Origin of the sequence: Brevundimonas sp., from assembly GCF_032017145.1 — a bacterium.
In the GTDB taxonomy this organism is placed as follows: Bacteria; Pseudomonadota; Alphaproteobacteria; order Caulobacterales; family Caulobacteraceae; genus Brevundimonas.
Window position 1 is genome coordinate 1 of sequence record NZ_DALZQC010000058.1, and the last position, 20,815, is coordinate 20,815.

A 20,815-nucleotide genomic window follows, 5' to 3' on the forward strand; every position below is an offset into this window, starting at 1 on the left:
AGCCTTGAATCACGCTTCAGCCTAATCCGGAATCCCTAGAGTCCACAGATCCTAGCGGTTCGTCAGAGCGGGCGTCGCGTCCTTGACAGGGCGTCTTGCAGCCCGTCGATCATTGCGCGGACCTTGGGCGGCACGTGACGGGGGTGCGGATGCACCGCCCAGACGCCTTCGTCCGGCGGACGGGCGTCGTCCAGCAGCGAGACGAGCGCGCCCGACGCCAGGGCTTCGGCCACATAGAAGTCCGGCAGTTGGCACAGGCCCAGACCCTGCAGCGCCGCATCCAGCACGGCGGCGCCCGAGTTGCAGCGCCAGCGGCCGGTCGGGCGCAGGGTCACTTCACGTCCGGCCTCGGTGAAGCGCCAATGTTCGGATGAGCCGATCAGGCTGTCATGGCTGGCGATCTCGGACAGATCGCGCGGCGCCCCTCGCCGCGCCAGATAGTCGGGACTGGCGCACAGGATCAGCCGCCGCGACGCCAGCCTGCGCGCGATCAGGCGCGAATCGGTCAGATGGCCGAACCGGATCGCCAGGTCGTAGCCGTCGCCGACCAGGTCGCGCAGCCGGTTGTCCAGATCCAGTTCGATGGACAGTTCGAGATGGGCGCGGGCGAAACGGTTGACCGCCGGGGCCACGAACCGCTCGCCATAGGAGACCGAACAGGTCATTCGCAGCAGGCCGCGCGGGGCGCTGTCGTCGGGTTGGACGGCGGCCAGGGCCTCGTCGCGTTCGTCGATCAGGCGGCGACAGCGGGCAAGGAAGTCGCGCCCTGCATCGGTCAGTTCGACCCGGCGGGTGATGCGGTTCAGCAGCCGCGTCTGCAGCCGGTCCTCCAGCCGCGCGATCTCGCGGCTGACGGCGGATGTGGACAGGCCCAGCCGTCTGGCGGCGGCCGAAAAGCTGGCCTGCTCCGCCACGGCGGTGAATTCGTCGATCCCGTCCCAACGGCTGGTCATGCGGATGATCCAGCATGATTATCCCTGTTCAGCAATAATGTTTTGCGTTTGTCGCGGTTTCGACCGCGCTCTAACGGGCGTAGTAACGCACCCAATCCCCCTCAAGCAGCGAGCCGCCGCGCGGCGAGCGATAGGGGCCTCCGGAGGACCTAAAGTATGAAAACCCGCGCTGCCGTTGCGTTCGAAGCCAAACGCCCCCTCGAAATCGTTGAGGTCGATCTGGAAGGGCCGCGCGCGGGCGAGGTGCTGGTCGAGATCAAGGCCACCGGCATCTGCCACACCGACGCCTATACGCTGGACGGTCTGGATTCGGAGGGCATCTTCCCGAGCATCCTTGGCCATGAAGGCGCGGGCGTGGTGGTCGAGGTGGGGCCGGGCGTGACCTCGGTCGCGGTCGGGGATCACGTCATCCCGCTCTACACCCCCGAATGCCGCCAGTGTAAGTCGTGCCTGTCGCGCAAGACCAACCTGTGCACCTCGATCCGGGGCACGCAAGGCAAGGGCCTGATGCCCGACGGCACCAGCCGCTTCTCCTACAAGGGTCAGGCCATCGCCCACTATATGGGCTGTTCGACCTTCTCGAACTATACGGTCCTGCCGGAGATCGCCCTGGCCAAGATCCGCAAGGACGCGCCGTTCGACAAGGCCTGCTACGTCGGTTGCGGCGTGACCACCGGCGTCGGCGCCGTGGTCAATACGGCCAAGGTGGAGCCGGGCGCCAACGCCGTGGTCTTCGGCCTGGGCGGCATCGGCCTGAACGTCATCCAGGGGCTGAAGATGGTCGGCGCCGACATGATCGTGGGCGTAGACATCAACGGCGACAAGGAAGAATGGGGCCGTCGTTTCGGCATGACCCATTTCGTCAATCCCAAGGATGTGCCCGACGTGGTGGCCCATCTGGTCGAACTGACCGGTGGCGGCGCGGACTACACCTTCGACTGCACCGGCAACACGGTCGTCATGCGTCAGGCGCTTGAGGCCTGCCACCGCGGCTGGGGCGAGAGCGTGGTCATCGGCGTCGCGGAATCCGGCAAGGAGATCGCCACCCGCCCGTTCCAGCTGGTGACCGGCCGGGTCTGGCGCGGTTCGGCCTTCGGCGGCGCGCGCGGCCGCACCGACACGCCCAAGATCGTCGACTGGTACATGGACGGCAAGATCGAGATCGACCCGATGATCACCCACACCTTCGGCCTGGAAGACATCAACAAGGCCTTTGACCTGATGCACGAGGGCAAGAGCATCCGCAGCGTCGTGGTGTTCTGACCATGGCCGGGGCGACGACGGGCTCCATCCTGCTGATCGGGGCGTCGCGGGGCCTGGGCCTGGCCCTGGCCGAGGCCTTCCTGAAGCTGGGATGGTCCGTGGTCGCCACCGTCCGGTCCTCTGGATCGTCCATGCACGCTCTGGCGGCCGATCATCCGGCGCTTGAGATCGAGACGCTGGACATCACGGATGGCGCCCAGGTCAGGGCGCTGGTGGAACGGCTGTCGGATCGACGGTTCGACTGTCTGTTCGTCAATGCGGGCGTGGCCGACGCGCCCGGCGCCATCGCCGACACCTCGCTGAACGACTTCACCCGCCTGATGGCCACCAACGCCTGGGCGCCGCTTCAGGTGGTCGAGGCGTTGGGCGACCGGGTCGCGTCGGACGGGGTGATCGGCGTCATGTCCTCGGGCCAGGGCAGCCTCGCCAACGACAAGGGCGGCGGCGTGGACGCCTATCGCGCCTCCAAGGCGGCCTTGAACATGCTGATGCGCAGCTACGCCGCCCGCCGCGCCGACGACCCCCGCGCCCTGCTGTTGCTGGCGCCCGGCTGGATTAAAACCGATCTCGGCGGGTCCGATGCGCCCTATACGATCGAGGACAGCATCCCCAAACTGGTCGAGGTGATCCTGGCCCAGAGAGGGCGGCCGGGACTGCGCTATCTGGACCGCGACGGTCAGCCTGTCCCCTGGTGACGGGTCCGTTGCCAAAAGAGATGGTCTTGGCTATCGTCCGCCGACTATAGATCAGGAGGGCTCGTCATGTTCACCCACGTCACCGTCGGCGCCAACGACATCGAGGCGTCGCGCCGGTTCTATGACGCCGCGCTTGGCGCGCTTGGCGTCGCGCCGGGGCAGGGGCCCGACCCCAAGGGGCGCTACTGGTGGCGGACGCGGCTGGGCGCCTTTGCGGTCGGCGCGCCCATCGATGGCGAACCGGCTTGCCACGCCAATGGCGGCACCATCGGCTTCTTCGCCAAGGACGCCGCGGCGGTTCAGGCCTTTCATGACGCGGGCGTCGCCGCCGGCGGCCGCGCCATCGAAGACCCGCCGGGCGAACGCAACGGACCCTACGGCCCGATGATCCTGGCCTATCTGCGCGATCCTTCCGGCAACAAGATCTGCGCCATGCACCGCGAGGGGTGACCAGCTTGCCTCGATGCTAGCGCTACGCTATCATAAGCGCATGGCTCAGGTTCTCGTCCGTGATCTGGATGATCGTATAGTCGCCCGCCTCAAGGTGATGGCGAAGGCGCAGAACATATCCCTGGAGCAGAAGTTCAGGGATATGGCGGCGCGCGAAGTTCAAATGGCCGAAGAGCGATTTCAGCGGGTGGCGGCACGCATTCGCGAAAGCACGCGCGACGTGGTTCTGGATACGACCGCGATGATCCGTGAAGATCGCGACAGGTGACTGTCGCCGTCTTTGATGCCAGTGTCGCCGTGAAATGGTTGGTCGCCGACGATCGTCTGGCGCCACCGGCGCTTGCGGCGCGCGAACGCTATGAGGCTGCCGCGCCTCGTCTCATCCAGATTGAGGTGGCCAACGCGCTCTGGAAATATGTGCGGCTTGGCGCTGCGCCGCTCGACGCTGTGGTGGAAGGCGTCGCTGTACTCGATGACATCATGGATTTGACACCGGATGAGCGGTTGTTGGAACGGGCGCAGCGACTATCCGCGCAAATCGACCATCCCGTTTATGACTGCCTCTATCTCGTTCTGGCGCGTGATGGGAGCATGCCCCTTGTCACGGCTGATCGGCGACTTGCCGAGAAAAGTCGCGCCTTGGGCGTTGAGACAGTGTTGATCAGCGAGGACGCATGACCTTCGAAACCACCAAGACCCACATCGTCCACGGCGGAACCCTTCGCTATCTGAAGCACGACAGCGAGACGACCGGCACGCCCATGACCCTGTCGGTCTTCACGCCGGGCGGAGAGGGGCCGTTTCCGGTCCTGATCTGGCTGTCGGGCCTGACCTGCACGGAGGACAATTTCACCACCAAGGCCGGAGCTTATCGCGCCGCCGCCGAGCAGGGCGTCATCATCGTGGCGCCCGACACCAGCCCGCGCGGCGAAGGCGTCGCCGACGATCCGGCCTATGACCTGGGGCAGGGTGCGGGCTTCTATGTCGATGCGACGCAAGAGCCATGGGCGCCGAACTTCCGCATGGAATCTTACGTCACGGGCGAACTGATCCGCCTGATCGACGCCGAGTTCCCGACGACGGGCGTGCGCGCGATCTCGGGCCATTCGATGGGCGGGCATGGCGCCCTGACCCTTGCGCTGAAACATCCCGACCTGTTCCGCTCGGTCTCGGCCTTTGCGCCCATCGTGTCGCCGTCGGTCGTGCCGTGGGGCGAGAAGGCCTTCACCGCCTATCTGGGGGGCGACCGCGCCGCCTGGGACCGGCATGACGCCGCCAAGCTGATGGCGTCCGGCGCGGCCAAGGGCGTGTACGACGACATCCTGATCGACCAGGGCGACGCCGACAGCTTCCTGACCGACCAGTTGAAGCCCGAACTGCTGCAGGCCGCCGCCGACGCTGCGGGTCAGACGGTCACCATCAGGATGCAGCCGGGCTACGACCACTCCTATTTCTTCATGGCCAGCTTCATCGCCGACCACGTCGCCTTCCATGCGCGGCGTCTGAAGGGCTGATCGGCTGTCCCATCGCCGCCCCCGATGCTAGAGGGGCACCATGACCGCTCTCGACGCCTACGAACCGATGTTTTCCGCCCTGTGCCGCGAGGTGGGCTTTTGCCTGCACGAAAAGGGTCAGAAGCGCGTGATCGAGGCTCTGCCCAGGGGCCTGGACGCGGCCGTGCGCGCCGTCTTCGCGGCCGAGGGCGTGGATGAACCCAATGCGCCGGGCGATCTGAAGCGGGCGGTGCGCGACTGCCTGAAGGCGAACTTGCCAGCTTGACCGTTCCGGGCCGATAAGGCGGAACGAATCCGGCTTTTGTCGCTTGGGTTTCACGAACGGGCGCCTATGTGTCGTCCATCAAGACTGTCGGAAAAAGGAGCTCTCCATGGCCTTCACCCTGCCCCCGCTGCCCTACGCCTATGACGCGCTGGAGCCGGCCATCGACAAGGAGACGATGACCTTCCACCACGACAAGCACCACCAGACCTATGTCGACAACCTGAACAAGGCCGTCGACGCCGACGCCGGCCTGCAGGGCAAGTCGCTGGAAGAGCTGTTCGCCAACATCTCCAAGGCGCCGAAGGCTGTTCGCAACAACGGCGGCGGTCACTGGAACCACAGCCTGTTCTGGGAACTGCTGGCCCCGGCCGATCAGGCTGGCGAACCGTCGGCCGAGCTTAAGGCCGCCATCGACGCCGATCTGGGCGGAATGGACAAGTTCAAGGAAGACTTCAACGCCGCCGGCGCCGCTCAATTCGGTTCCGGCTGGGCCTGGCTGATCGTTCAGGACGGCAAGCTGAAGATCACCTCGACCCCCAACCAGGACAACCCCCTGATGGATGTCGCCGACGAGAAGGGCGCCGTCGTCCTGGGCGCCGACGTCTGGGAACACGCCTACTATCTGAAATACCAGAACCGCCGCGCCGACTATCTGAAGTCCTTCTGGACGGTGGTGAACTGGAACAAGGTCAACGAACTGTACGCCGCCGCCAAGTAAGGCCGGCCCCAGATCGAGACATGACGACGCCCGCCGGAACCTCCGGCGGGCGTTTTCGATTCATCTCATTCCAACGGAGACGAACGCGATGCGGATGACGATGACGGGGGCGGCCCTGGCCTGCCTGACCCTGGCGGCCTGCCAGCAGCCGGCCGGCGAGCAGAAGGCCGGCGATCCCGCCCCGCCCAACCCGACCCAGACGGTCGCGGCCCCGGCCGAAAAGCCGGTCTATCGCTTCAAGATCGGCGGCCTGGACGCCATCGCCCTGTTCGACGGCCAGAACCCCGTGCCGAACGACAATGCGGTGTTCGGCGTCGGCCTGACGCCCCAGGCGGTCGCCGCCCCCTTGACCGCCGCCGGCCAGCCGGCCGATCCCATCATGCTGGAGATCCATCCGCTGCTGGTCAGAAACGGCGACCGGACGATGCTGTTCGACACCGGCCTGGGTCAGGGCAAGGGCCAGTTGATGCAGAGCCTGCGCACCGCCGGCTTCGATCCGGCCGCCATCACCGACGTCCTGATCTCGCATGGCCACCCGGACCACGTCGGCGGTCTGGTCGCGAACGGCGCCTTGGCCTTCCCCAACGCCGCCATTCGGATGTCGCAGGCGGAATGGGCGTCCCTGCGCGCCAAGCCCGAGATGTCCGATCTGGTGCGGATCATCACGCCCAAGGTCCAGGCCTTCAACCCTGGCGGGGAGGTGGCGCCCGGCGTCACGGCCCAAGACACGGCCGGCCATACGCCGGGCCACGTCGCCTATCTGATCGCCGACGGTCAGAACCAACTGCTCTATACCGGCGACCTGATGCATCACTGGATCCTGTCGGTGGAACATCCCGACTGGAAAGTCGGATACGACGACGATCAAGCGGCGGGCGAGAAGGCGCGGCTGGACGAGGTGACGGCGTTGCGCAACTCGGGCGCCCACATCTACGCCTACCACTTCCCGTTCCCGGGGCTGGGCAAGATCGCCACGCGCGAGGGTCGGGCCATGTTCATCTCGGAAGCCCAATCGACCCAGTCGGCTTCTAAATAGATCTCAGACCAGCAGGTCCACGCCGGGCGGCATCAGATCCTGCATCCGCTCGGCGTGATGGCGGCGCACCATCCGGCGCTGGCGCAGCATCTCATGGATGCCGTCGGCGAGTTCGAGCAGCTGACCGTCCGTCAGCGGTTCGACCAGATCGACCAACTGGCGTTTCAGCGCCTCGACCCCCTGTTCGGAGAGGCCGGTCTGGAAGCTCTTGTCTTCGCGATGCATTCCACTCCTCCTTGTTCGGGTGCAGGGCTCGGTTGCGTCATCAGACAGAAGGCGGAGGATCGCGCCTTCGTTCCCGTCCATCATGCTTAACGGCCCGCGCGCCTTGACTCTGTGGGCGCGTCTGGCCATAAGCGCCGCCTTCCACGTCCGACGGTTCGCCGCCGGGCGCGGTCATGACGGAAGATGCGTGGACCGCCGTTGAGATCGCATTCCCAATCCAGGGGATGCCGGGCCGTATCGTCGAAAAGAGAATAGAATGTCCAAGCGCCACAGCGCCAAGTACAAGATCGACCGGGCCATGGGTGAAAACCTGTGGGGCCGCTCCAAGTCGCCGGTCAACAAGCGTTCCTACGGCCCCGGTCAGCACGGCCAGCGCCGCAAGTCCAAGGTTTCCGACTTCGGCCTGCAGCTGAAGGCCAAGCAGAAGCTGAAGGGCTACTACGGCAACATCACCGAAAAGCAGTTCGCCAAGACCTATGACGAGGCCGCCCGCCGCAAGGGCAACACCTCGGAAAACCTGATCGGCCTGCTGGAATCGCGCCTGGACGCCATCGTCTACCGCGCCAAGTTCGTGCCCACCGTCTGGGCCGCCCGTCAGTTCGTCAGCCACGGCCACGTCCTGGTCAACGGCAAGAAGGTCGACATCGCCTCCTACCGCGTGAAGCCGGAAGACGTCGTCACCGTGAAGGAAAAGTCGCGCAACATGGCGCTGGTGCTGGAAGCCCAGCAGTCGTCGGAACGTGACGTGCCGGACTATCTGGAACTGTCGGATCGTTCGTTCTCGGTCCGTTACGTTCGCGTGCCGGAACTGTCGGACGTGCCTTACGCCGTGAAGATGGAACCGAACCTGGTCGTCGAATACTACGCCTCGTAAGTCGCGTTTCGACCGATTGAGTTGGAAGGGCCCCGGATTCGTCCGGGGCCCTTCGTCTTTCGCCCTGTTCCCTTCACGGGCGAACAGGCGCACTCTGCGCCATCGGGCCTGGAGATCTGGGGAAGGTCGTCGCTTGAACGGCTCCATCATCGCACGCATCGTCCTATGCGCCGTCGCCGCCGGCGCTGCGGTCCTGTCCGGCTGCGCCACGACCGAACCCACCGTCTCGACGCGCGGCATGCCGGGCGAACTGGAGCCGATCCACGCCGCGACCTTCACCAAGGACGAGGCCATCTTCTGGGTCAGCTCCAACGGCTGCACCAAGAAGGACGATCTGATCCCCATCGTCAGCCTGCAGGGCGGGCAGGCGGTCATCACCCTGCGTCGCATCGACGAAGACAAATGTCGCCAGGACCTGGTCCAGGGTGTCGAGCTGAAGTGGTCGTTCCAGGAACTGGGCCTGACGCCCGGCGCGCCGGTCAGCGTCAACAACCCCTACCAGTTGCCACGCTCCTGACCTCCCCGCGCGAAGGGTTTCGTTAAGCCTGTTCGGGCGCGTCTGGTTAAAACTCGTCCGTTACCAGACCGGGCTGTTTTCTCCCGGTTCGTAGCCTCCATGCGCTTTTTCACCTGCCTGACCGACGACCATAACCTCTGGCTGGTCGGGCTCGCCGCCCTTCTGTGCCTGATCGGGTCGAGCATCACCTTCCGCCTGTTCCGCCGTCTGCGCGCGGCCGAGAAGGGCACGCGTCTGGCCTGGAGCTTCATGGGCGCGGTGGCGACCGGGACGACCATCTGGTGCACTCATTTCGTGGCCATGATCGCCTATGAGCCCGGTGTGGCGGCCGACTACGAACCGCTGCTGACCGGCCTGTCGCTGGGGGTGGCCATGCTGGGCAGCGGCTTCGCCCTGTGGGTCGCCTCGCGCGCCATGCGCGGGTCCGCAGAACTGGGCGGCGTGCTGTTCGGCCTGACCGTGGTGGCGATGCACTATACGGGCATGGCCGGTTTCGCCACGGACGCGGTCGTCCACTGGTCTGGGGCCTATGTCGCCGCCTCCGTCGCCGGGGCCCTGATCTTCGGCGGCCTCGCCTTCCACCTGGCCCGGCGGCCGGGCAAGGCGGCGCCGGTCGTGCTGATGGTTCTGGGCATTGTGACCCTGCACTTCACCGGCATGGCGGCCATGACGGTGATCCCGCTGGCCCCCCTGATGGACGCCGCCGCCGCCGACAGCGCCAATGTGGTTCTGGCCTTCGCCGTCTCGGCCGTGGGGCTGATGATGCTGGGCGCCGGAATCGCCACCTACGCCCTGGACATGCAGTTCCGCATCCAGGCCAAGGCGCGTCTGGAGCATCTGCTGGAGGGCAGCGTCGATGGCATGGTGGTCGAACAGGACGGCCTGATCCTGGCCGCCAACGCCGCCTTCGCCGATCTGGCCGGCGTCCAGCATGACGCGCTGATCGGCGAACCGCTGGCGCGTTGGATGACCGATCTGGCCCATCTTCAGGTCGGCAGTCTGACCCAGTCGCGCCTGATCGGTCCGGCCGGCGCTGAAATCCCGGTGGAGGTCGCCGTCCGTCGCGACGGCGGCCGCGCGGTCGAAAGCGACATAATGATCTATGCGGTGCGCGATCTGCGCACCCGCCTAGCGCAGGAGCGTCGCATCGCCCATCTGGCGCGCAACGACGGTCTGACCGGCCTGCCCAACCGCTCGTCCTTCCTGGAGTGGTTGACGCGCCAGACGTCCGACCCGACCGCCGCCGCCAAGGTCGCCCTGCTGGCCATGGACATGGATCGCTTCAAGGAGGTCAACGACGTCCACGGCCACGCCGCCGGCGACCAACTGCTGATCCGGGTGGCCGAGCGGATGCGCGCCGCCCTGCGCCCCGGCGAGTTCGTGGCCCGCCTGGGCGGGGACGAGTTCGTCGCCGTCGTGCCAGTCCAGCATCGCGAGGATGCGCTGGACCTGGCCGAACGCCTGCGCGCCGCCGTCACCGCGCCGGTCATGCTGGACCACGCCGAGGTGTCCTGCGGTCTCAGCGTCGGCATTGCGGTCTGGCCTGACGACGCCGACAACGCCTCGGCCCTGATCAACGACGCCGACCTGGCCATGTATCGGGCCAAGGCGTCGCTGGGCGCGGACGTCTGCTTCTATGAAGAGGAGATGGACGAGGCCGTCCGCAGCCGCCGCCGCATGGCCCAGCAGATGCGTGAGGCCCTGGACCAGGGTCAGTTCAGCCTGAACTGGCAGATCCAGGCCGCCGTCGATACCGGCGCGATCACCGGCTATGAGGTGCTGCTGCGCTGGATCCAGCCAGACGGGACCTTCATTTCGCCGGCCGATTTCATCCCCCTGGCCGAGGAGAACGGGCTGATCCTGCCGATCGGGGAGTGGGTGTTGCGCACCGCCTGCGCCGAGGCGGCCCGCTGGCCCGAGCCGCACAAGATCGCCGTCAACCTGTCGCCGGTCCAACTGGGCCACGTCGATCTGCCGCGCCTGGTGCATCAGGTTCTGATCGAAACGGGCCTGTCGCCGTCGCGGCTGGAGCTGGAGATCACCGAGACGGCCATGATCACCGACATGGAGCGCACGACCCACGTCCTGCGCCAGCTGAAACTGCTGGGCGTCTCCATCGCCATGGACGACTTCGGCACCGGCTATTCGTCGCTGTCGACCCTGCGCGCCTTCCCGTTCGACAAGATCAAGCTGGACCGCTCCTTCATGTCCGAACTGGACGGCGGGCCGGAATCCGCCGCCATCATCCGCGCCGTCCTGGCCCTGGGCGAAAGCCTGCACATCCCGGTGCTGGCCGAGGGTGTGGAGACGCTGGACCAGCTCAGCTTCCTGCGCGACCAGGGCTGCGACGAGGTTCAGGGCTATCTGCTGGGACGGCCGCAAAAGACGGCAGACGCCGAAATCCAGCCCGCCGCTCGTGTGCTGTGGGACGCCAATCCGCCGATGGTCTCTGCGGCCGCCTGACCCCCCATGGTCATTCCGGGTTCGTCCTTCGGACGTCCCGGAATGACGATGGGAAACGCGCGCTAGACGCTTCGCCCGTATCCCGGCCACGTCGAACTGCCGGCCCGCCCATACTGTTTCGGCAGCCGCTCTTCCTCGCCCAGAGCCACGGCGGCGTGGTGCGCCCAGTGCGGGTCGTCCAGCGCGGCCCGCGCGATGGCGATCAGGTCCGCCTGGCCGGACGCCACGATGTCCTCGGCCTGTCGCGGGTCGAAGATCATGCCCACCGCCATGACCGCCGCGCGGGGCGCCGCCGCCTTGACCGCCGCGGCGAAAGGCAGCTGGTATCCCGGTTGGTCGCCGGGAATGTCCGCCCGCGCGACATTGCCGCCCGACGTCAGGTGCAGATAGTCATAGCCCATGTCATGCAGCGCCCGGCCGAAGGCCGTCACCTCGTCCAGCGCCACGCCCCCCTCGACCCAGTCCGAGCCGTTGAACCGCGCGCCCAGCGCCTTGTCCCTGGGCCAGGCGTCGCGCACGGCCTGGGCGACCCGCAGCGGAAAGCGCGCCCGGTTCTCGGCCGAACCGCCGAAGGCGTCTGTCCGCTGGTTGGAGATCGGCGACAGGAACTCGCTCAACAGATAGCCGTGGGCGGCGTGCAGTTCGGCCAGATCGAACCCGGCGCGTTCGGCCCGCTGCGCGGCCGCCGCGAACGCCGCCACCACGCGATCCATGTCGGCCTCGGTCATCTGGGTCGGCGTGTGCCAGTCGGCCTTGAACGGCAGGGCCGAGGGGCCGAACGTCTCCCAGGCGCCGTCTTCCACCGTCAGCGCCCCGCCGCCCTTCCACGGCGCGCTGGTCGAGGCCTTGCGGCCCGCATGGCCCAACTGGATGCCGATGGGCGTGTCGCTATAGGTGCGGATGTCGCGGATGATCGCGGCGAAGGCGGCCGCCTGTTCATCGTTCCACAGGCCGGTGTCGTCGGGCGTGATGCGGCCCGCCGCTTCGACCCCCGTCGCCTCGACGATAACCAGCCCCGCGCCTGAAATGGCCAGCCGCCCCAGGTGCTGCGCGTGCCAGGGCTGGGGCACGCCCTCGACGGCCGAATACTGGCACATGGGCGCGATCACGACCCGGTTCTTCAGGGTCAACGGGCCCACGGGGTGGGGCGAAAACAGCAAGCTCATGACAAGGCGTCCGATGGGGAGGGGAGGCTATTCAACTAGGTCCGCGGGGGACCGGTTCAACCGGCGCCTTTCCGATTGTTCATCCAGCTTGCGGATTATTCACGTGTGCCGATGCGACCCGCGCGGCACAAAGGGTCAAGCTTTCAAAGGGGAACCCAAATGCTTCGTCTCGCTCTCGCCATCGCCATCGCCGCGCCTCTGCTGTCGGGCTGCATCATCGTCTCGACCGAAAAGCCGACCACGCGCGTCATCACCTCCCCGGCTGCGGGTCAGTGATGCGGGGCCTGGTCAAGGGTCTGGCGGCGGCGGTCGTGGCCGCCCCCCTGCTGAGCGCCTGCGTCATCTATGACAGCAGCGCGGGCGAGAACGTCTCGGTCAACGTCACCCGCAACGACGCCCCGCCGGCCGAGGCCATCCGCGAGGCCCGTTTCGTCGACGGCGCCCTGGTCGTGCGCGTCGATTCCAACGGCTGCACCCAGGCGTCGGACTTCGAGGTGGCGGTGGCGGACAACACCCCTGTCGAGATCACCCTGCGCCGCACCAAACAGGACCTGTGCAAGGCCCTGGTCCCCAACGGCGTCGAACTGCGCTGGACCTACGCCGACCTGGGCCTGGACGCCGGCACGCCCGCCCGCATCCTCAATCCGTTGAAGTAAGGCGCAGAGCCCATCTCATCTCGTCATCCTCGCCCTTTTGGCGAGGATCCATACGCCCGGTATGTCCGCGATGTACGCTGACGTCAGACAACGCGATTATGGATCCTAGGCACAGGGCCTAGGATGACGGAGCGTTGGCGGGGTCAGCCTGCCGCCGCCTCGAACACGCCCAGCATTTCAGGCGGAATGCGTTGGGGCCTCAGGGTCCTGGCGTCTACCAGCACCCATTCGGTCACGCCCTGGGCGCAGACGCGGCCCTGATCGTCCTCGATGCGGACATAGCGGTTGAAGCGCGGCCCTTGCGGTTCGCCGACCCAGGTGCGGGCGACGATGCCCGTCGCCCCCGGTTCGATGCCGCGCAGATAGTCGATCTCATGCCGGGTCGCGACCCACGACCATTTCGCCCGCGTCGCCGCGTCGAAGCGCGCGTTCCAGTGGGCCGTGCCCGCGTCCTGCAGCCAGCCGACATAGACGACGTTGTTGACATGGTCGTTGGCGTCGATGTGCTCGGGCCGCACGTCCAGCGGCACGACGAAGACCTCCCGGTCCTCGCGCGGGGTCAGGGTCTTCCTGGCCATCAGGCCTCGCCGAGCGGAACGCCCTTCTCGACCATCAGGGCCTGAAGTTCGCCGGCCTGGAACATTTCGCGGATGATGTCCGATCCGCCCACGAACTCGCCCTTCACATAAAGCTGAGGAATGGTGGGCCAGTCGGTGAAGCTCTTGATGCCTTCGCGCAGGGCCTCGTCCTGCAGGACGTCCACACCCACGAAGGCGGCGCCGACATGATCCAGGATCTGCACCGCCAGGGACGAGAAGCCGCAACGCGGCTGGTCGGGCGTACCCTTCATGAACAGCACCACATCGTGCTGGGCGACGGTGTCGCCAATGAAGGCGTGGACGGGGTCGGCGGCTTGAACGGTGTCGGTCACGGGATGGGCCTTTCGTGAAGCCCGTCAGCTAGGGAGCGCGGAGGGCGCGGTCAAGGCGTGCGCGACGATCCGCCGTGTCTATCACGCGGCGTTAGCCACGACGCGCGCCATCTCGATCTGGGCGGCCAGTCCCGGCGGCATGTCCCGCTCGGGCGCGGCGGCCAGCAGGGCCAGCCGGTCGGTGTCCGTCGGCCCCACGATCACGCTGGACACCGACGGATCGGTCAGGACGTAGGACAGGCAGATGGCCTCGGCCGTCCAGTTCGGGGTCCGGTACAGAAAACCGAAGGCGTCCTTCCTGGGCGTGTCCACGGGCCGTTTGCCGCCCCCCAGGCCGAACAACCCCTTCTTGAACACCGGGGCGTCCGGCGCGCGCGTGCGCTGGTCGATGTAGAAGTCATAGGCGAAGACGGCCATGTCCTGTTCGCGGGCCGAACGGATGCGGTTGCGGATCGGCCAGCCGGCGTTGATGTCGAACGGCGTCAGCAGGGCGTCGAACGCGCCGGTCGAGACATAGGCGTCCATCACCGGCCCGCCCCCGGCGATGCCCAACAGGCGGATGCGCCCGGTCTTGCGCAGCGCCTTCAGCGCCGCCAGCGACGACTGCGCCAGCTCCGTCTCGCCTGGCTCGTGCAGCACGGCCATGTCGATCCAGCCCAGGCCCGAGAAGTGCAGCACCCGGTCGATGGCGCCGGTCATGCCCTCGGCCGAGAAGTCGCGGGCGCCCATGTCGCCCCGGCCGTCGCCGGTCCCCAGGGTCACGCTGACATAGACCAGCTTGCGGTCCACGTGCGACAGGGCCTGGCCCAGCACCTCGGCCGCCACCGGGTCGGCCGTCTCCAGCCGATAGCTGTTGATCCCCGCCTCCAGCGCCGAATACAGCAAATCCAGCCCCGCCTCGCGCCCGCGCGCCAGCGCCGCCGCTCCGAAGCTGAGCGTCAGGTTCGAAATGGCGGAGCCGGAAACGCCGAACGGGCGATAGCGCATGACCCTATCCCTCCTGGACCGGCGCCGAGGTTTCCAGCGCCAGGGCGTGCAGTTCGCCGCCCATCTGTCCCTTCAGCGCCGCATAGACCAGCTGATGCTGTTTCACGCGGGGCACGCCGGAAAAGGCGCTGGCTACGATGCGGGCGCGGTAATGGTCGCCGTCGCCGGCCAGATCCTCGATGGCGATCTCGGCGTCGGGAAAGGCCTCGACCAGATGCTGGCGCAGCGTTTCGACGGACATGGGCATGGCGGAACTCTCGGAACTGTCCCTGTCACGATGACCGATAAACCTTAATGCCGGCCTACGTCGCGGCCCGCTCGAACAGCTGGACCCGACGATCCTTGTAGGTGGTCACGTCATAGGCGCGAAAACCGACGCGCGCCGCCAGTTTCAGCGACGCCAGGTTCTCCGGCGCGATCATGCAGACCGTGCGCGCCATGCCGGCCGCCTCGGTCCAGGCCAGGGCGGCCGCGACCGCCTCGGCGGCATAGCCCATGCCTTGAAACGCCGGCGCCACGCCCCAGCCCAGTTCCGGCGCATCGAGGGCGGGCGTCAGTTCGCGGTGATAGTTCAGCACCCCCACGCTACCGACATAGGCGCCGTCGCCCCTCAACCGGATCGACCAGTTGCCATGTCCGAGCGCCGTCCAGTGGCCGATGTCGCGCAGCAGCCGGAACCACACCTCTTCCGGTCCTAGCGCCCGGCCCATGATGTGTCGGGTGAAGTCCTCGTTCGACCAAAGGGCCGTCAGATCGTCGAAGTCGCCCGGCGCGGCGGGCGTCAGCACCAGCCGTTCGCTCGTCAGGGTCGTTTGCGTCGTCACATCAGCCCCAGTTGCTTCAGACTGGCCACCCCGTCGCGGCCGACGACCAAGTGATCGTGAACCTCGACGTTAAGGGCGCGGCCGGCCTGCACAACCTGTTTCGTCATCTCCACGTCGGCGCGGCTGGGCGTGGGGTCGCCGGACGGATGGTTGTGGACCAGGATCAGGGCGCTGGCCGACAGCTCCAGCGCGCGGCGCACCACCTCGCGCGGATAGACCGGCGCATGATCCACCGTGCCCCGGTTCTGCACCTCGTCCAGGATCAACTGGTTTTTCTTATCCAGATACAGGACCCGAAACTGCTCGCGCGGCTCATGCTGCAGGGCGACCCGCACATAGGCCAGCAGCGCGCTCCATGACGAGATCACCGCGCGCTTGGCCGCCGGCTCGCGCGCGATCCGCCGCGTCACGTCGAAGATCAGCTGCAGATCCAGCGCCACCGCCCGCGTCGCCTTGCCGGGGACATAGCCCATCGAGCGTGCGACCTGATCCTCCACCGCCTCGTGGCTGGCCGCTCCGATCCCCTCCAGCCCGCCGAACCGCGCCAGCAGGTCCTTGGCCAGCGGCTTGACGTCCTTATAGGGCACGCTGCGGAACAGCAGCAGTTCCAGCAGCTCATAGTCGGGCAGGGCGCCCAATCCCCCCTTCGCCGCCCGCTCGCGCAAGCGGTCGCGATGGCCGCTGTGACGCGGCTTGGGCTTGGCGGTGAGTTCGTCGGTCATACGCCGTCAGGCTCGCAGATGCGCAACCTTTGCAGGATCGGTCGATCTGGCGATGGGCGCAAGTGCAGCGTGTGCCGATATCGCCTGTTGTGTGCGCTATGACGGCGGCGGCTTGGACAGCGTGCTGAGGTGGGCCTGCCGACCGAGACGGTATCTGTAGGTCACGTCCCAACCGTGTGGCGCTGCTGGCGACGGGGCGAGCGCGAAGGACAGGCAATGCGTCTCTCCCAGACAGGGTGAGGCGGACACGATCTGGCTTGGCGCAAGAAAATCCCGCGCCGTATCGGCGTTTCGGTCTGCATGGCTGAGCGCCGCAAGGGCGTGCCCATAGGCGCGAAGCACGCCCATCGCGGCTTCAGGTGAAAGGGCCGAGAAACCGTCAGGCGCGTCCGGAGCCTTGGTGCAGCCTCCAGCCGTGTCGGCTGCGCGATACAGGACCTGGCGCGATCCGAGACCCACTCGAACGGTGGGTTTTCCTCGAACGGTTTCATCTTCACCGAAGAAGCTGTTCTTGGCCGTCTGGCAAACGCCTTGCGCCACCAGACCTGGGGTTTCGACCAGCGTTATGACGACACTGCCCGGCGGGGCCGGCGGCATGCTCGACGATATCACGGCCGTCTCGATCCTGTCGGCACGCTCCGGCGTCAGCCAAAGGGCCAGGTCGCGGCTGTTGGCGGTTCCGACCTGATCGACCGACCGTTCTTCAGACGGCACGGACAACTGGCTGTAGCCGGCGTTCAGATGAACCCGCGCTCCGGCCTGATCGAACTTCGGCGCGCAACCGACGACCAGAAGCAGCAGCGGTATCGCGGCCCGCTTCATGCGACCGAACCCTTCACTACCCACGCGCGAAAGCGACCGTGATGGCTCCATGCCCTTTTCGTCATCGTCGCACCGTCTGTTCTGGGCCGAACTCCAGTCCCGCAGGCCACCTCGGCCATACCGGCACGGACGGGCGCCCGTCGGGCGGCGGCGATTGGTCATGGTGGCTCAGGAACCGCGTCCCGTCCATCCGCTCGGCGGCGAGGCCCACTCGACCCTCGGCGTCTGCGAAGACGCTGATGATCTGCCATTTCGGCTTTTGCTGTTCGAGCATATTGCCGCCGCCGGGCGCGCCGCGGCCAAGATAGGCGCCGCCGCGGGCCTTCAGATTACAGGCGGGCGCTTCATCCGAGTAGTTAACGCAATGGGTCAAGGGCGCGTCCGGGCCCGACCACCAGCAACTGAAGGTCGCCTTGGTCTGCAGCGGGACGCAGCGCTGAACTTCGGGCGAGACGTTCGCTGACGCGATCAGGGCTGTTGCCGGCGGCGTTCGGTCGGCGACACACCCCGACATCACGACCGATAGGCCGACGACGACATAAGCCCCCTTCATGTCCGGCTCCAGATTGCGCTTCGGCAACCTAGCGTCGCTGTTCTGCGGTGCGCAACCCTCGCTGGATCAATCGGTCGACGTGGCTGGGTGCAGCGAGAGAACGCCAACCCTTTTGTCGCCGCACAAGCGACATTCGCTAGACCCCCCGTCATTCCGGGGCGTCCGAAGGACGAACCCGGAACCCAGGAGTTGTGCATCTGGCGTCGAACGCATCCAACGATGTGACTGTAGTCCTGGGTTCCGGGTTCTTCGCTTTGCTCCGCCCCGGAATGACGGGCTGGTAAGAGCGGCCGAACTAACCCCGCTCGCTCGCCGTCAGTTCGGCCGGAACAGTCCCGCCGGCGAGGCCGTGAAGATCTCCAGCCCGTCTTCGGTCACGCCGATGGTGTGTTCGCACTGGGCCGACAGGGACTTGTCGCGGGTCACGGCGGTCCAGCCGTCGGACAGCACCTTCACCTGCGGCTTGCCCAGGTTCACCATCGGCTCGACGGTGAAGAACATGCCCGCCTTCAGGACGGCGCCGTCGCCCTTGCGGCCGTAGTGCAGGACATTGGGGCTGTCGTGGAACACCCGGCCGATGCCGTGGCCGCAGAAGTCGCGCACCACGCTCATGCGCTGGGCCTCGACGAACTTCTGGATGGCGAAGCCGATGTCGCCGAACGTATTGCCCGGCTTGACCTGCGCCAGACCCAGCTCCAGCGATTCATAAGTGACGTCGATCAGGCGCTTGGCGCGGGCGTTGATCTCGCCCACCGCATACATCCGGCTGGAATCGCCGTGCCAGCTGTCGACGATGACGGTGTGGTCGATGTTGACGATGTCGCCTTCCTTCAGAACCTTGTCGCCGGGGATGCCGTGGCAGACGACGTGGTTGATCGAGGTGCAGACCGTCTTCTCATAGCCCTTGTAGCCCAGGCAGGCGGGCAGACCGCCGTGGTCCAGGGTGAATTCGCGGATCAGGTCGTCGATGGCGCCCGTCGTCACGCCCGGCTTCACATGGGGCGCGATCATGTCCAGGGCCTCGGCGACCAGCCGGCCGGCCTTGCGCATCCCCTCGAAATCCTCGGGGCTGTGGATGCGGATGGCGCTGGAGCGGACCAGGACGTCGGTTTCCAGTTCGGGCGTTTCGTACATGGGGGCTTCGATCAGGCTTGATGGCGGGTCGCGCTGCAGATGGCCCTTATATCACGGATGCACAAGGCGATCTTGGGGCGACAGGGCCGGGCAAGGAAATCCGGCGGATCAGGGTTCCGTGCGCTTTGGGTCGCGTAAGTCGGTGATTCCGCGACGGCTTCTTGCCGCAACGGAACCTCGCGCGGGTGTGATCGTGTGCAGCTTTGATGACACAGTTTCGCCCGGATCGGAGCAGACAGCGGCCATGCGTGCAACGCTTTCTGGTCGAAAGCGCTGCGGCAACGTCTCTCCCCGACACCCCACCGCCGCGTTTGATGGCGGGGGCTCCACTTAGGAATGGTACATGACCTCCAGGACTCTCGCCCGCGCGGGCGGCATCGCCCTGACCACCGCCCTTCTGGCCGGCGTCGCCGCGCCCGCCATGGCCGGTTCGTTCTATGTTCAGGAACAATCGACGCGCGGCCAGGGCCGCGCCAACGCCGGCGTCGGCGCCGACAAGGGCGTTCAGTCGCTGTGGTGGAACCCCGCCGCCATCGCCGGCACGTCGCGCGAAGTCTATACGGGCATGCACGGCCTGATCCTGGACTCCAGCGTCGACAACCGTGGTTCGACCCTGACCTACAATGTACCCGTCGCCGGCGTCGGCGTTGTCAGCCGCACCTATCCGGTCAACGGCGATCCGCACGTCCATGACGTGGTCGAAAGCGGCATCGTGCCGAACTTCGCCATCTCGACCCCGATCGGCGACCGCTTCAACGTCGGTCTGGCGGTCCAGGCGCCCTACAACTTCACCACCAAATATCTGCCGGACGATTTCGCCCGCTACGACGCTCTGACGTCGGAACTGCGTTCCGCCAACGTCAGCCTGGTCGCCGCCGCCAAGGTCACCGACTGGCTGGACATCGGCGCCGGCTTCGACGCCCAGTACGCCAAGGCCACACTGTCGTCGGCTCTGCCGAACGCGCCGATCCCCGCCGTCCTGTCGCCCGCCTATGTCGTTTCGCCGTCCACCGACGGTCGCAACCAGCTGGAAGGCGACGGCTGGAACTATGGCTGGAACGCCGGCGCCCAGATGCATTTCGGCAAGCTTGACCTGGGCCTGTCCTACCGTTCGGAAATCAAGCACGAGCTTGACGGCACGGTGAACATCTCGGGTCTGACCGGCGTCCTGGCCGGCGCCAACGTCTCGGCGGACGGCACGGCCAAGTTCACCACGCCGTGGTACGCCACCCTCTCGGCCCGCTACGCCGTCAACGACCGCCTGACCCTGAACGCCCAGGTCAACCAGATCGGCTGGAGCAAGTTCGACGCCATCCGCGTCAACTACGGCGCCAACGGCGCCTCGACCATCGTTCAGGACTATGACGACGTCACCACCGGCGCGGTCGGCTTCGACTACAAGATCGACCCGACCATGACCTTCCGCGCGGGCGTGGGCTACGACCCGACCCCGACCCCGGACGATCACCGCACCGCCCGCATCCCGGACGGCGACCGCTGGCTCTACGCCGCCGGCCTGTCCAAGACGATGGGTTCGATGACCTTCGACGGCGCCGTGACCTACATCGACATCGACACCGCCGCGATCAACGACACGCGCGACGTCTATGGCAATGGCCTGGTCATCTCGAACCTGCGGGGCGAGGCCAAGGGCAATGGCGTCGGCTTCTCGCTGGGCGCGACCTGGAACTTCTAAGCCTTCCATACGCCTGACATGAGAACGGCGGCTCCTGCGAAGGAGCCGCCGTTTTTCTTTGTCGATTTCCGACCCGTCATCCTCGGCTCGAACCGAGGATGACGCAGGCTGGACGTCAGCCCTTGGCGGCGCCATAGCCCTTGCCGCCGTTCGACGGGCGGCGACGGGGGCGGCGCTTCATTTCACCTTCCGGGCGCGGCTCGCTCTTGCGGGCGTCGACCTGGCGGGGTTCGCGCGGCGTGGTCTTTTCGCCGGCCATCGGGTTGTAGGTCTTCTCCGGACGCGGAGCCGCCGCCTCGCCGCCGGGGCGGTTGCGACGCTGGCGGTGGGGCTGGCCGCCGCCTTCGGGGC

Annotated in this window: 26 protein-coding genes and 1 pseudogene; 14 read left to right on the forward strand and 13 right to left on the reverse strand. The window is 66.8% G+C overall.

The features are described from left to right. Window positions 1-62: 62 nt before the first annotated feature. Window positions 63-953 carry a LysR family transcriptional regulator gene (locus RTU05_RS10785; RefSeq protein ID WP_312598154.1) on the reverse strand — a complete coding sequence of 297 codons (891 nt, stop codon included), beginning with the start codon at window positions 951-953 and terminating at the stop codon, window positions 63-65. A 156-nt stretch (window positions 954-1,109) separates the two neighbouring features. On the opposite strand from RTU05_RS10785, the gene RTU05_RS10790 reads away from it, so the two are divergent. From RTU05_RS10790 to RTU05_RS10830, 9 genes are all read left to right on the forward strand, one after another. Next, entirely contained in the window at window positions 1,110-2,216 is a 1,107-nt protein-coding gene (locus RTU05_RS10790; protein WP_312598156.1) for an S-(hydroxymethyl)glutathione dehydrogenase/class III alcohol dehydrogenase, read from the forward strand. A 2-nt stretch (window positions 2,217-2,218) separates the two neighbouring features. Further along, on the forward strand, window positions 2,219-2,911 hold the full coding sequence (locus RTU05_RS10795; protein WP_312598158.1) for an SDR family NAD(P)-dependent oxidoreductase: 693 nt from the start codon (window positions 2,219-2,221) through the stop codon (window positions 2,909-2,911). Between the two features lie 66 nt (window positions 2,912-2,977). Continuing rightward, window positions 2,978-3,361, forward strand: coding sequence for a VOC family protein (locus RTU05_RS10800; RefSeq protein WP_312598160.1), 384 nt, complete (start codon window positions 2,978-2,980; stop codon window positions 3,359-3,361). A gap of 40 nt (window positions 3,362-3,401) precedes the next feature. Continuing rightward, a complete protein-coding gene (locus RTU05_RS10805; RefSeq protein WP_312598162.1) occupies window positions 3,402-3,629 on the forward strand; it encodes a FitA-like ribbon-helix-helix domain-containing protein in 228 nt (75 codons plus the stop codon). After that, the gene (locus RTU05_RS10810) at window positions 3,626-4,039 is read left to right on the forward strand and encodes a type II toxin-antitoxin system VapC family toxin (protein ID WP_312598164.1); all 414 of its coding nucleotides are present in this window, start codon (window positions 3,626-3,628) and stop codon (window positions 4,037-4,039) included. The genes RTU05_RS10805 and RTU05_RS10810 overlap by 4 nt, the downstream gene beginning before the upstream one ends. Continuing rightward, on the forward strand, window positions 4,036-4,875 hold the full coding sequence (gene fghA, locus RTU05_RS10815; RefSeq protein ID WP_312598166.1) for an S-formylglutathione hydrolase: 840 nt from the start codon (window positions 4,036-4,038) through the stop codon (window positions 4,873-4,875). Before RTU05_RS10810 ends, fghA begins: the two co-directional genes overlap by 4 nt. Before the next feature lie 40 nt (window positions 4,876-4,915). Next, on the forward strand, window positions 4,916-5,140 hold the full coding sequence (locus tag RTU05_RS10820) for a hypothetical protein (RefSeq protein ID WP_312598168.1): 225 nt from the start codon (window positions 4,916-4,918) through the stop codon (window positions 5,138-5,140). Between the two features lie 106 nt (window positions 5,141-5,246). Further along, complete coding sequence (locus tag RTU05_RS10825; RefSeq protein WP_312598169.1) at window positions 5,247-5,858, forward strand: superoxide dismutase; 612 nt, start codon at window positions 5,247-5,249, stop codon at window positions 5,856-5,858. An 88-nt stretch (window positions 5,859-5,946) separates the two neighbouring features. Continuing rightward, window positions 5,947-6,894: an MBL fold metallo-hydrolase gene (locus RTU05_RS10830; RefSeq protein WP_312598171.1), complete on the forward strand. Its 948-nt coding sequence runs from the start codon at window positions 5,947-5,949 to the stop codon at window positions 6,892-6,894. Window positions 6,895-6,897: 3 nt separating this feature from the next. On the opposite strand, the gene RTU05_RS10835 is transcribed toward RTU05_RS10830, so the two are convergent. Continuing rightward, the gene (locus RTU05_RS10835) at window positions 6,898-7,119 is read right to left on the reverse strand and encodes a hypothetical protein (RefSeq protein WP_312598173.1); all 222 of its coding nucleotides are present in this window, start codon (window positions 7,117-7,119) and stop codon (window positions 6,898-6,900) included. Between the two features lie 256 nt (window positions 7,120-7,375). Between RTU05_RS10835 and rpsD the strand changes: the two genes are divergently transcribed. The 3 genes from rpsD (at window position 7,376) to RTU05_RS10850 (ending at window position 10,973) form a co-directional block, all read left to right on the forward strand. After that, window positions 7,376-7,993 carry a 30S ribosomal protein S4 gene (gene rpsD, locus RTU05_RS10840; RefSeq protein ID WP_017504690.1) on the forward strand — a complete coding sequence of 206 codons (618 nt, stop codon included), beginning with the start codon at window positions 7,376-7,378 and terminating at the stop codon, window positions 7,991-7,993. Window positions 7,994-8,126: 133 nt separating this feature from the next. After that, window positions 8,127-8,510 (forward strand): hypothetical protein, encoded by a 384-nt coding sequence (locus RTU05_RS10845; protein ID WP_312598175.1) that lies wholly within the window; start codon window positions 8,127-8,129, stop codon window positions 8,508-8,510. Between the two features lie 99 nt (window positions 8,511-8,609). Beyond that, entirely contained in the window at window positions 8,610-10,973 is a 2,364-nt protein-coding gene (locus tag RTU05_RS10850) for an EAL domain-containing protein (RefSeq protein WP_312598177.1), read from the forward strand. A gap of 62 nt (window positions 10,974-11,035) precedes the next feature. Here the strand turns inward: RTU05_RS10850 and RTU05_RS10855 are convergent, their stop codons facing one another. After that, entirely contained in the window at window positions 11,036-12,139 is a 1,104-nt protein-coding gene (locus RTU05_RS10855) for an NADH:flavin oxidoreductase/NADH oxidase (protein WP_312598179.1), read from the reverse strand. A 275-nt stretch (window positions 12,140-12,414) separates the two neighbouring features. Between RTU05_RS10855 and RTU05_RS10860 the strand changes: the two genes are divergently transcribed. Then, window positions 12,415-12,795 carry a hypothetical protein gene (locus RTU05_RS10860; RefSeq protein ID WP_312598181.1) on the forward strand — a complete coding sequence of 127 codons (381 nt, stop codon included), beginning with the start codon at window positions 12,415-12,417 and terminating at the stop codon, window positions 12,793-12,795. A 143-nt stretch (window positions 12,796-12,938) separates the two neighbouring features. Here the strand turns inward: RTU05_RS10860 and RTU05_RS10865 are convergent, their stop codons facing one another. The 9 genes from RTU05_RS10865 to map all read right to left on the reverse strand — a co-directional run bounded on the left by RTU05_RS10865 (window position 12,939) and on the right by map (window position 18,768). Next, on the reverse strand, window positions 12,939-13,373 hold the full coding sequence (locus RTU05_RS10865; protein WP_312598183.1) for a thioesterase family protein: 435 nt from the start codon (window positions 13,371-13,373) through the stop codon (window positions 12,939-12,941). Next, window positions 13,373-13,726, reverse strand: a complete 354-nt coding sequence (grxD, locus tag RTU05_RS10870) for a Grx4 family monothiol glutaredoxin (protein ID WP_248118129.1) — start codon at window positions 13,724-13,726, stop codon at window positions 13,373-13,375. The genes RTU05_RS10865 and grxD overlap by 1 nt, the downstream gene beginning before the upstream one ends. Before the next feature lie 81 nt (window positions 13,727-13,807). Continuing rightward, window positions 13,808-14,713, reverse strand: a complete 906-nt coding sequence (locus RTU05_RS10875) for an aldo/keto reductase (protein WP_312598186.1) — start codon at window positions 14,711-14,713, stop codon at window positions 13,808-13,810. Between the two features lie 4 nt (window positions 14,714-14,717). Beyond that, window positions 14,718-14,960 carry a BolA family transcriptional regulator gene (locus RTU05_RS10880; RefSeq protein WP_312598188.1) on the reverse strand — a complete coding sequence of 81 codons (243 nt, stop codon included), beginning with the start codon at window positions 14,958-14,960 and terminating at the stop codon, window positions 14,718-14,720. A 55-nt stretch (window positions 14,961-15,015) separates the two neighbouring features. Further along, window positions 15,016-15,537 carry a GNAT family N-acetyltransferase gene (locus RTU05_RS10885; protein ID WP_312598190.1) on the reverse strand — a complete coding sequence of 174 codons (522 nt, stop codon included), beginning with the start codon at window positions 15,535-15,537 and terminating at the stop codon, window positions 15,016-15,018. Then, a complete protein-coding gene (gene radC, locus RTU05_RS10890) occupies window positions 15,534-16,259 on the reverse strand; it encodes a RadC family protein (RefSeq protein ID WP_312598192.1) in 726 nt (241 codons plus the stop codon). The genes RTU05_RS10885 and radC overlap by 4 nt, the downstream gene beginning before the upstream one ends. A 96-nt stretch (window positions 16,260-16,355) precedes the next feature. Then, a complete protein-coding gene (locus RTU05_RS10895) occupies window positions 16,356-17,081 on the reverse strand; it encodes a hypothetical protein (protein WP_312598194.1) in 726 nt (241 codons plus the stop codon). A gap of 61 nt (window positions 17,082-17,142) precedes the next feature. Continuing rightward, the gene (locus RTU05_RS10900) at window positions 17,143-17,634 is read right to left on the reverse strand and encodes a hypothetical protein (RefSeq protein ID WP_312598196.1); all 492 of its coding nucleotides are present in this window, start codon (window positions 17,632-17,634) and stop codon (window positions 17,143-17,145) included. A 315-nt stretch (window positions 17,635-17,949) separates the two neighbouring features. Next, window positions 17,950-18,768, reverse strand: a complete 819-nt coding sequence (gene map, locus RTU05_RS10905; protein ID WP_312598198.1) for a type I methionyl aminopeptidase — start codon at window positions 18,766-18,768, stop codon at window positions 17,950-17,952. A 343-nt stretch (window positions 18,769-19,111) separates the two neighbouring features. On the opposite strand from map, the gene RTU05_RS10910 reads away from it, so the two are divergent. Next, a complete protein-coding gene (locus tag RTU05_RS10910) occupies window positions 19,112-20,464 on the forward strand; it encodes an outer membrane protein transport protein (RefSeq protein WP_312598200.1) in 1,353 nt (450 codons plus the stop codon). 115 nt (window positions 20,465-20,579) lie between these two features. On the opposite strand, the pseudogene RTU05_RS10915 reads toward RTU05_RS10910, so the two are convergent. Next, window positions 20,580-20,815: pseudogene (locus tag RTU05_RS10915) on the reverse strand (hypothetical protein); the annotation flags it as partial.

Bases quoted from the DNA above. Each gene is read 5' to 3' on its own strand.
- RTU05_RS10875 (WP_312598186.1), bottom strand. From the start codon at position 14,713: ATGCGCTATCGCCCGTTCGGCGTTTCCGGCTCCGCCATTTCGAACCTG.
- RTU05_RS10805 (WP_312598162.1), top strand. From the start codon at position 3,402: ATGGCTCAGGTTCTCGTCCGTGATCTGGATGATCGTATAGTCGCCCGC.
- RTU05_RS10825 (WP_312598169.1), top strand. From the start codon at position 5,247: ATGGCCTTCACCCTGCCCCCGCTGCCCTACGCCTATGACGCGCTGGAG.
- fghA (WP_312598166.1), top strand. From the start codon at position 4,036: ATGACCTTCGAAACCACCAAGACCCACATCGTCCACGGCGGAACCCTT.
- RTU05_RS10880 (WP_312598188.1), bottom strand. From the start codon at position 14,960: ATGCCCATGTCCGTCGAAACGCTGCGCCAGCATCTGGTCGAGGCCTTT.
- RTU05_RS10910 (WP_312598200.1), top strand. From the start codon at position 19,112: ATGACCTCCAGGACTCTCGCCCGCGCGGGCGGCATCGCCCTGACCACC.
- RTU05_RS10820 (WP_312598168.1), top strand. From the start codon at position 4,916: ATGACCGCTCTCGACGCCTACGAACCGATGTTTTCCGCCCTGTGCCGC.
- RTU05_RS10790 (WP_312598156.1), top strand. From the start codon at position 1,110: ATGAAAACCCGCGCTGCCGTTGCGTTCGAAGCCAAACGCCCCCTCGAA.
- RTU05_RS10895 (WP_312598194.1), bottom strand. From the start codon at position 17,081: ATGAAGCGGGCCGCGATACCGCTGCTGCTTCTGGTCGTCGGTTGCGCG.
- RTU05_RS10835 (WP_312598173.1), bottom strand. From the start codon at position 7,119: ATGCATCGCGAAGACAAGAGCTTCCAGACCGGCCTCTCCGAACAGGGG.
- radC (WP_312598192.1), bottom strand. From the start codon at position 16,259: ATGACCGACGAACTCACCGCCAAGCCCAAGCCGCGTCACAGCGGCCAT.
- RTU05_RS10795 (WP_312598158.1), top strand. From the start codon at position 2,219: ATGGCCGGGGCGACGACGGGCTCCATCCTGCTGATCGGGGCGTCGCGG.
- map (WP_312598198.1), bottom strand. From the start codon at position 18,768: ATGTACGAAACGCCCGAACTGGAAACCGACGTCCTGGTCCGCTCCAGC.
- RTU05_RS10850 (WP_312598177.1), top strand. From the start codon at position 8,610: ATGCGCTTTTTCACCTGCCTGACCGACGACCATAACCTCTGGCTGGTC.
- RTU05_RS10800 (WP_312598160.1), top strand. From the start codon at position 2,978: ATGTTCACCCACGTCACCGTCGGCGCCAACGACATCGAGGCGTCGCGC.
- rpsD (WP_017504690.1), top strand. From the start codon at position 7,376: ATGTCCAAGCGCCACAGCGCCAAGTACAAGATCGACCGGGCCATGGGT.
- RTU05_RS10900 (WP_312598196.1), bottom strand. From the start codon at position 17,634: ATGAAGGGGGCTTATGTCGTCGTCGGCCTATCGGTCGTGATGTCGGGG.
- RTU05_RS10865 (WP_312598183.1), bottom strand. From the start codon at position 13,373: ATGGCCAGGAAGACCCTGACCCCGCGCGAGGACCGGGAGGTCTTCGTC.
- RTU05_RS10830 (WP_312598171.1), top strand. From the start codon at position 5,947: ATGCGGATGACGATGACGGGGGCGGCCCTGGCCTGCCTGACCCTGGCG.
- RTU05_RS10855 (WP_312598179.1), bottom strand. From the start codon at position 12,139: ATGAGCTTGCTGTTTTCGCCCCACCCCGTGGGCCCGTTGACCCTGAAG.
- RTU05_RS10785 (WP_312598154.1), bottom strand. From the start codon at position 953: ATGACCAGCCGTTGGGACGGGATCGACGAATTCACCGCCGTGGCGGAG.
- RTU05_RS10860 (WP_312598181.1), top strand. From the start codon at position 12,415: ATGCGGGGCCTGGTCAAGGGTCTGGCGGCGGCGGTCGTGGCCGCCCCC.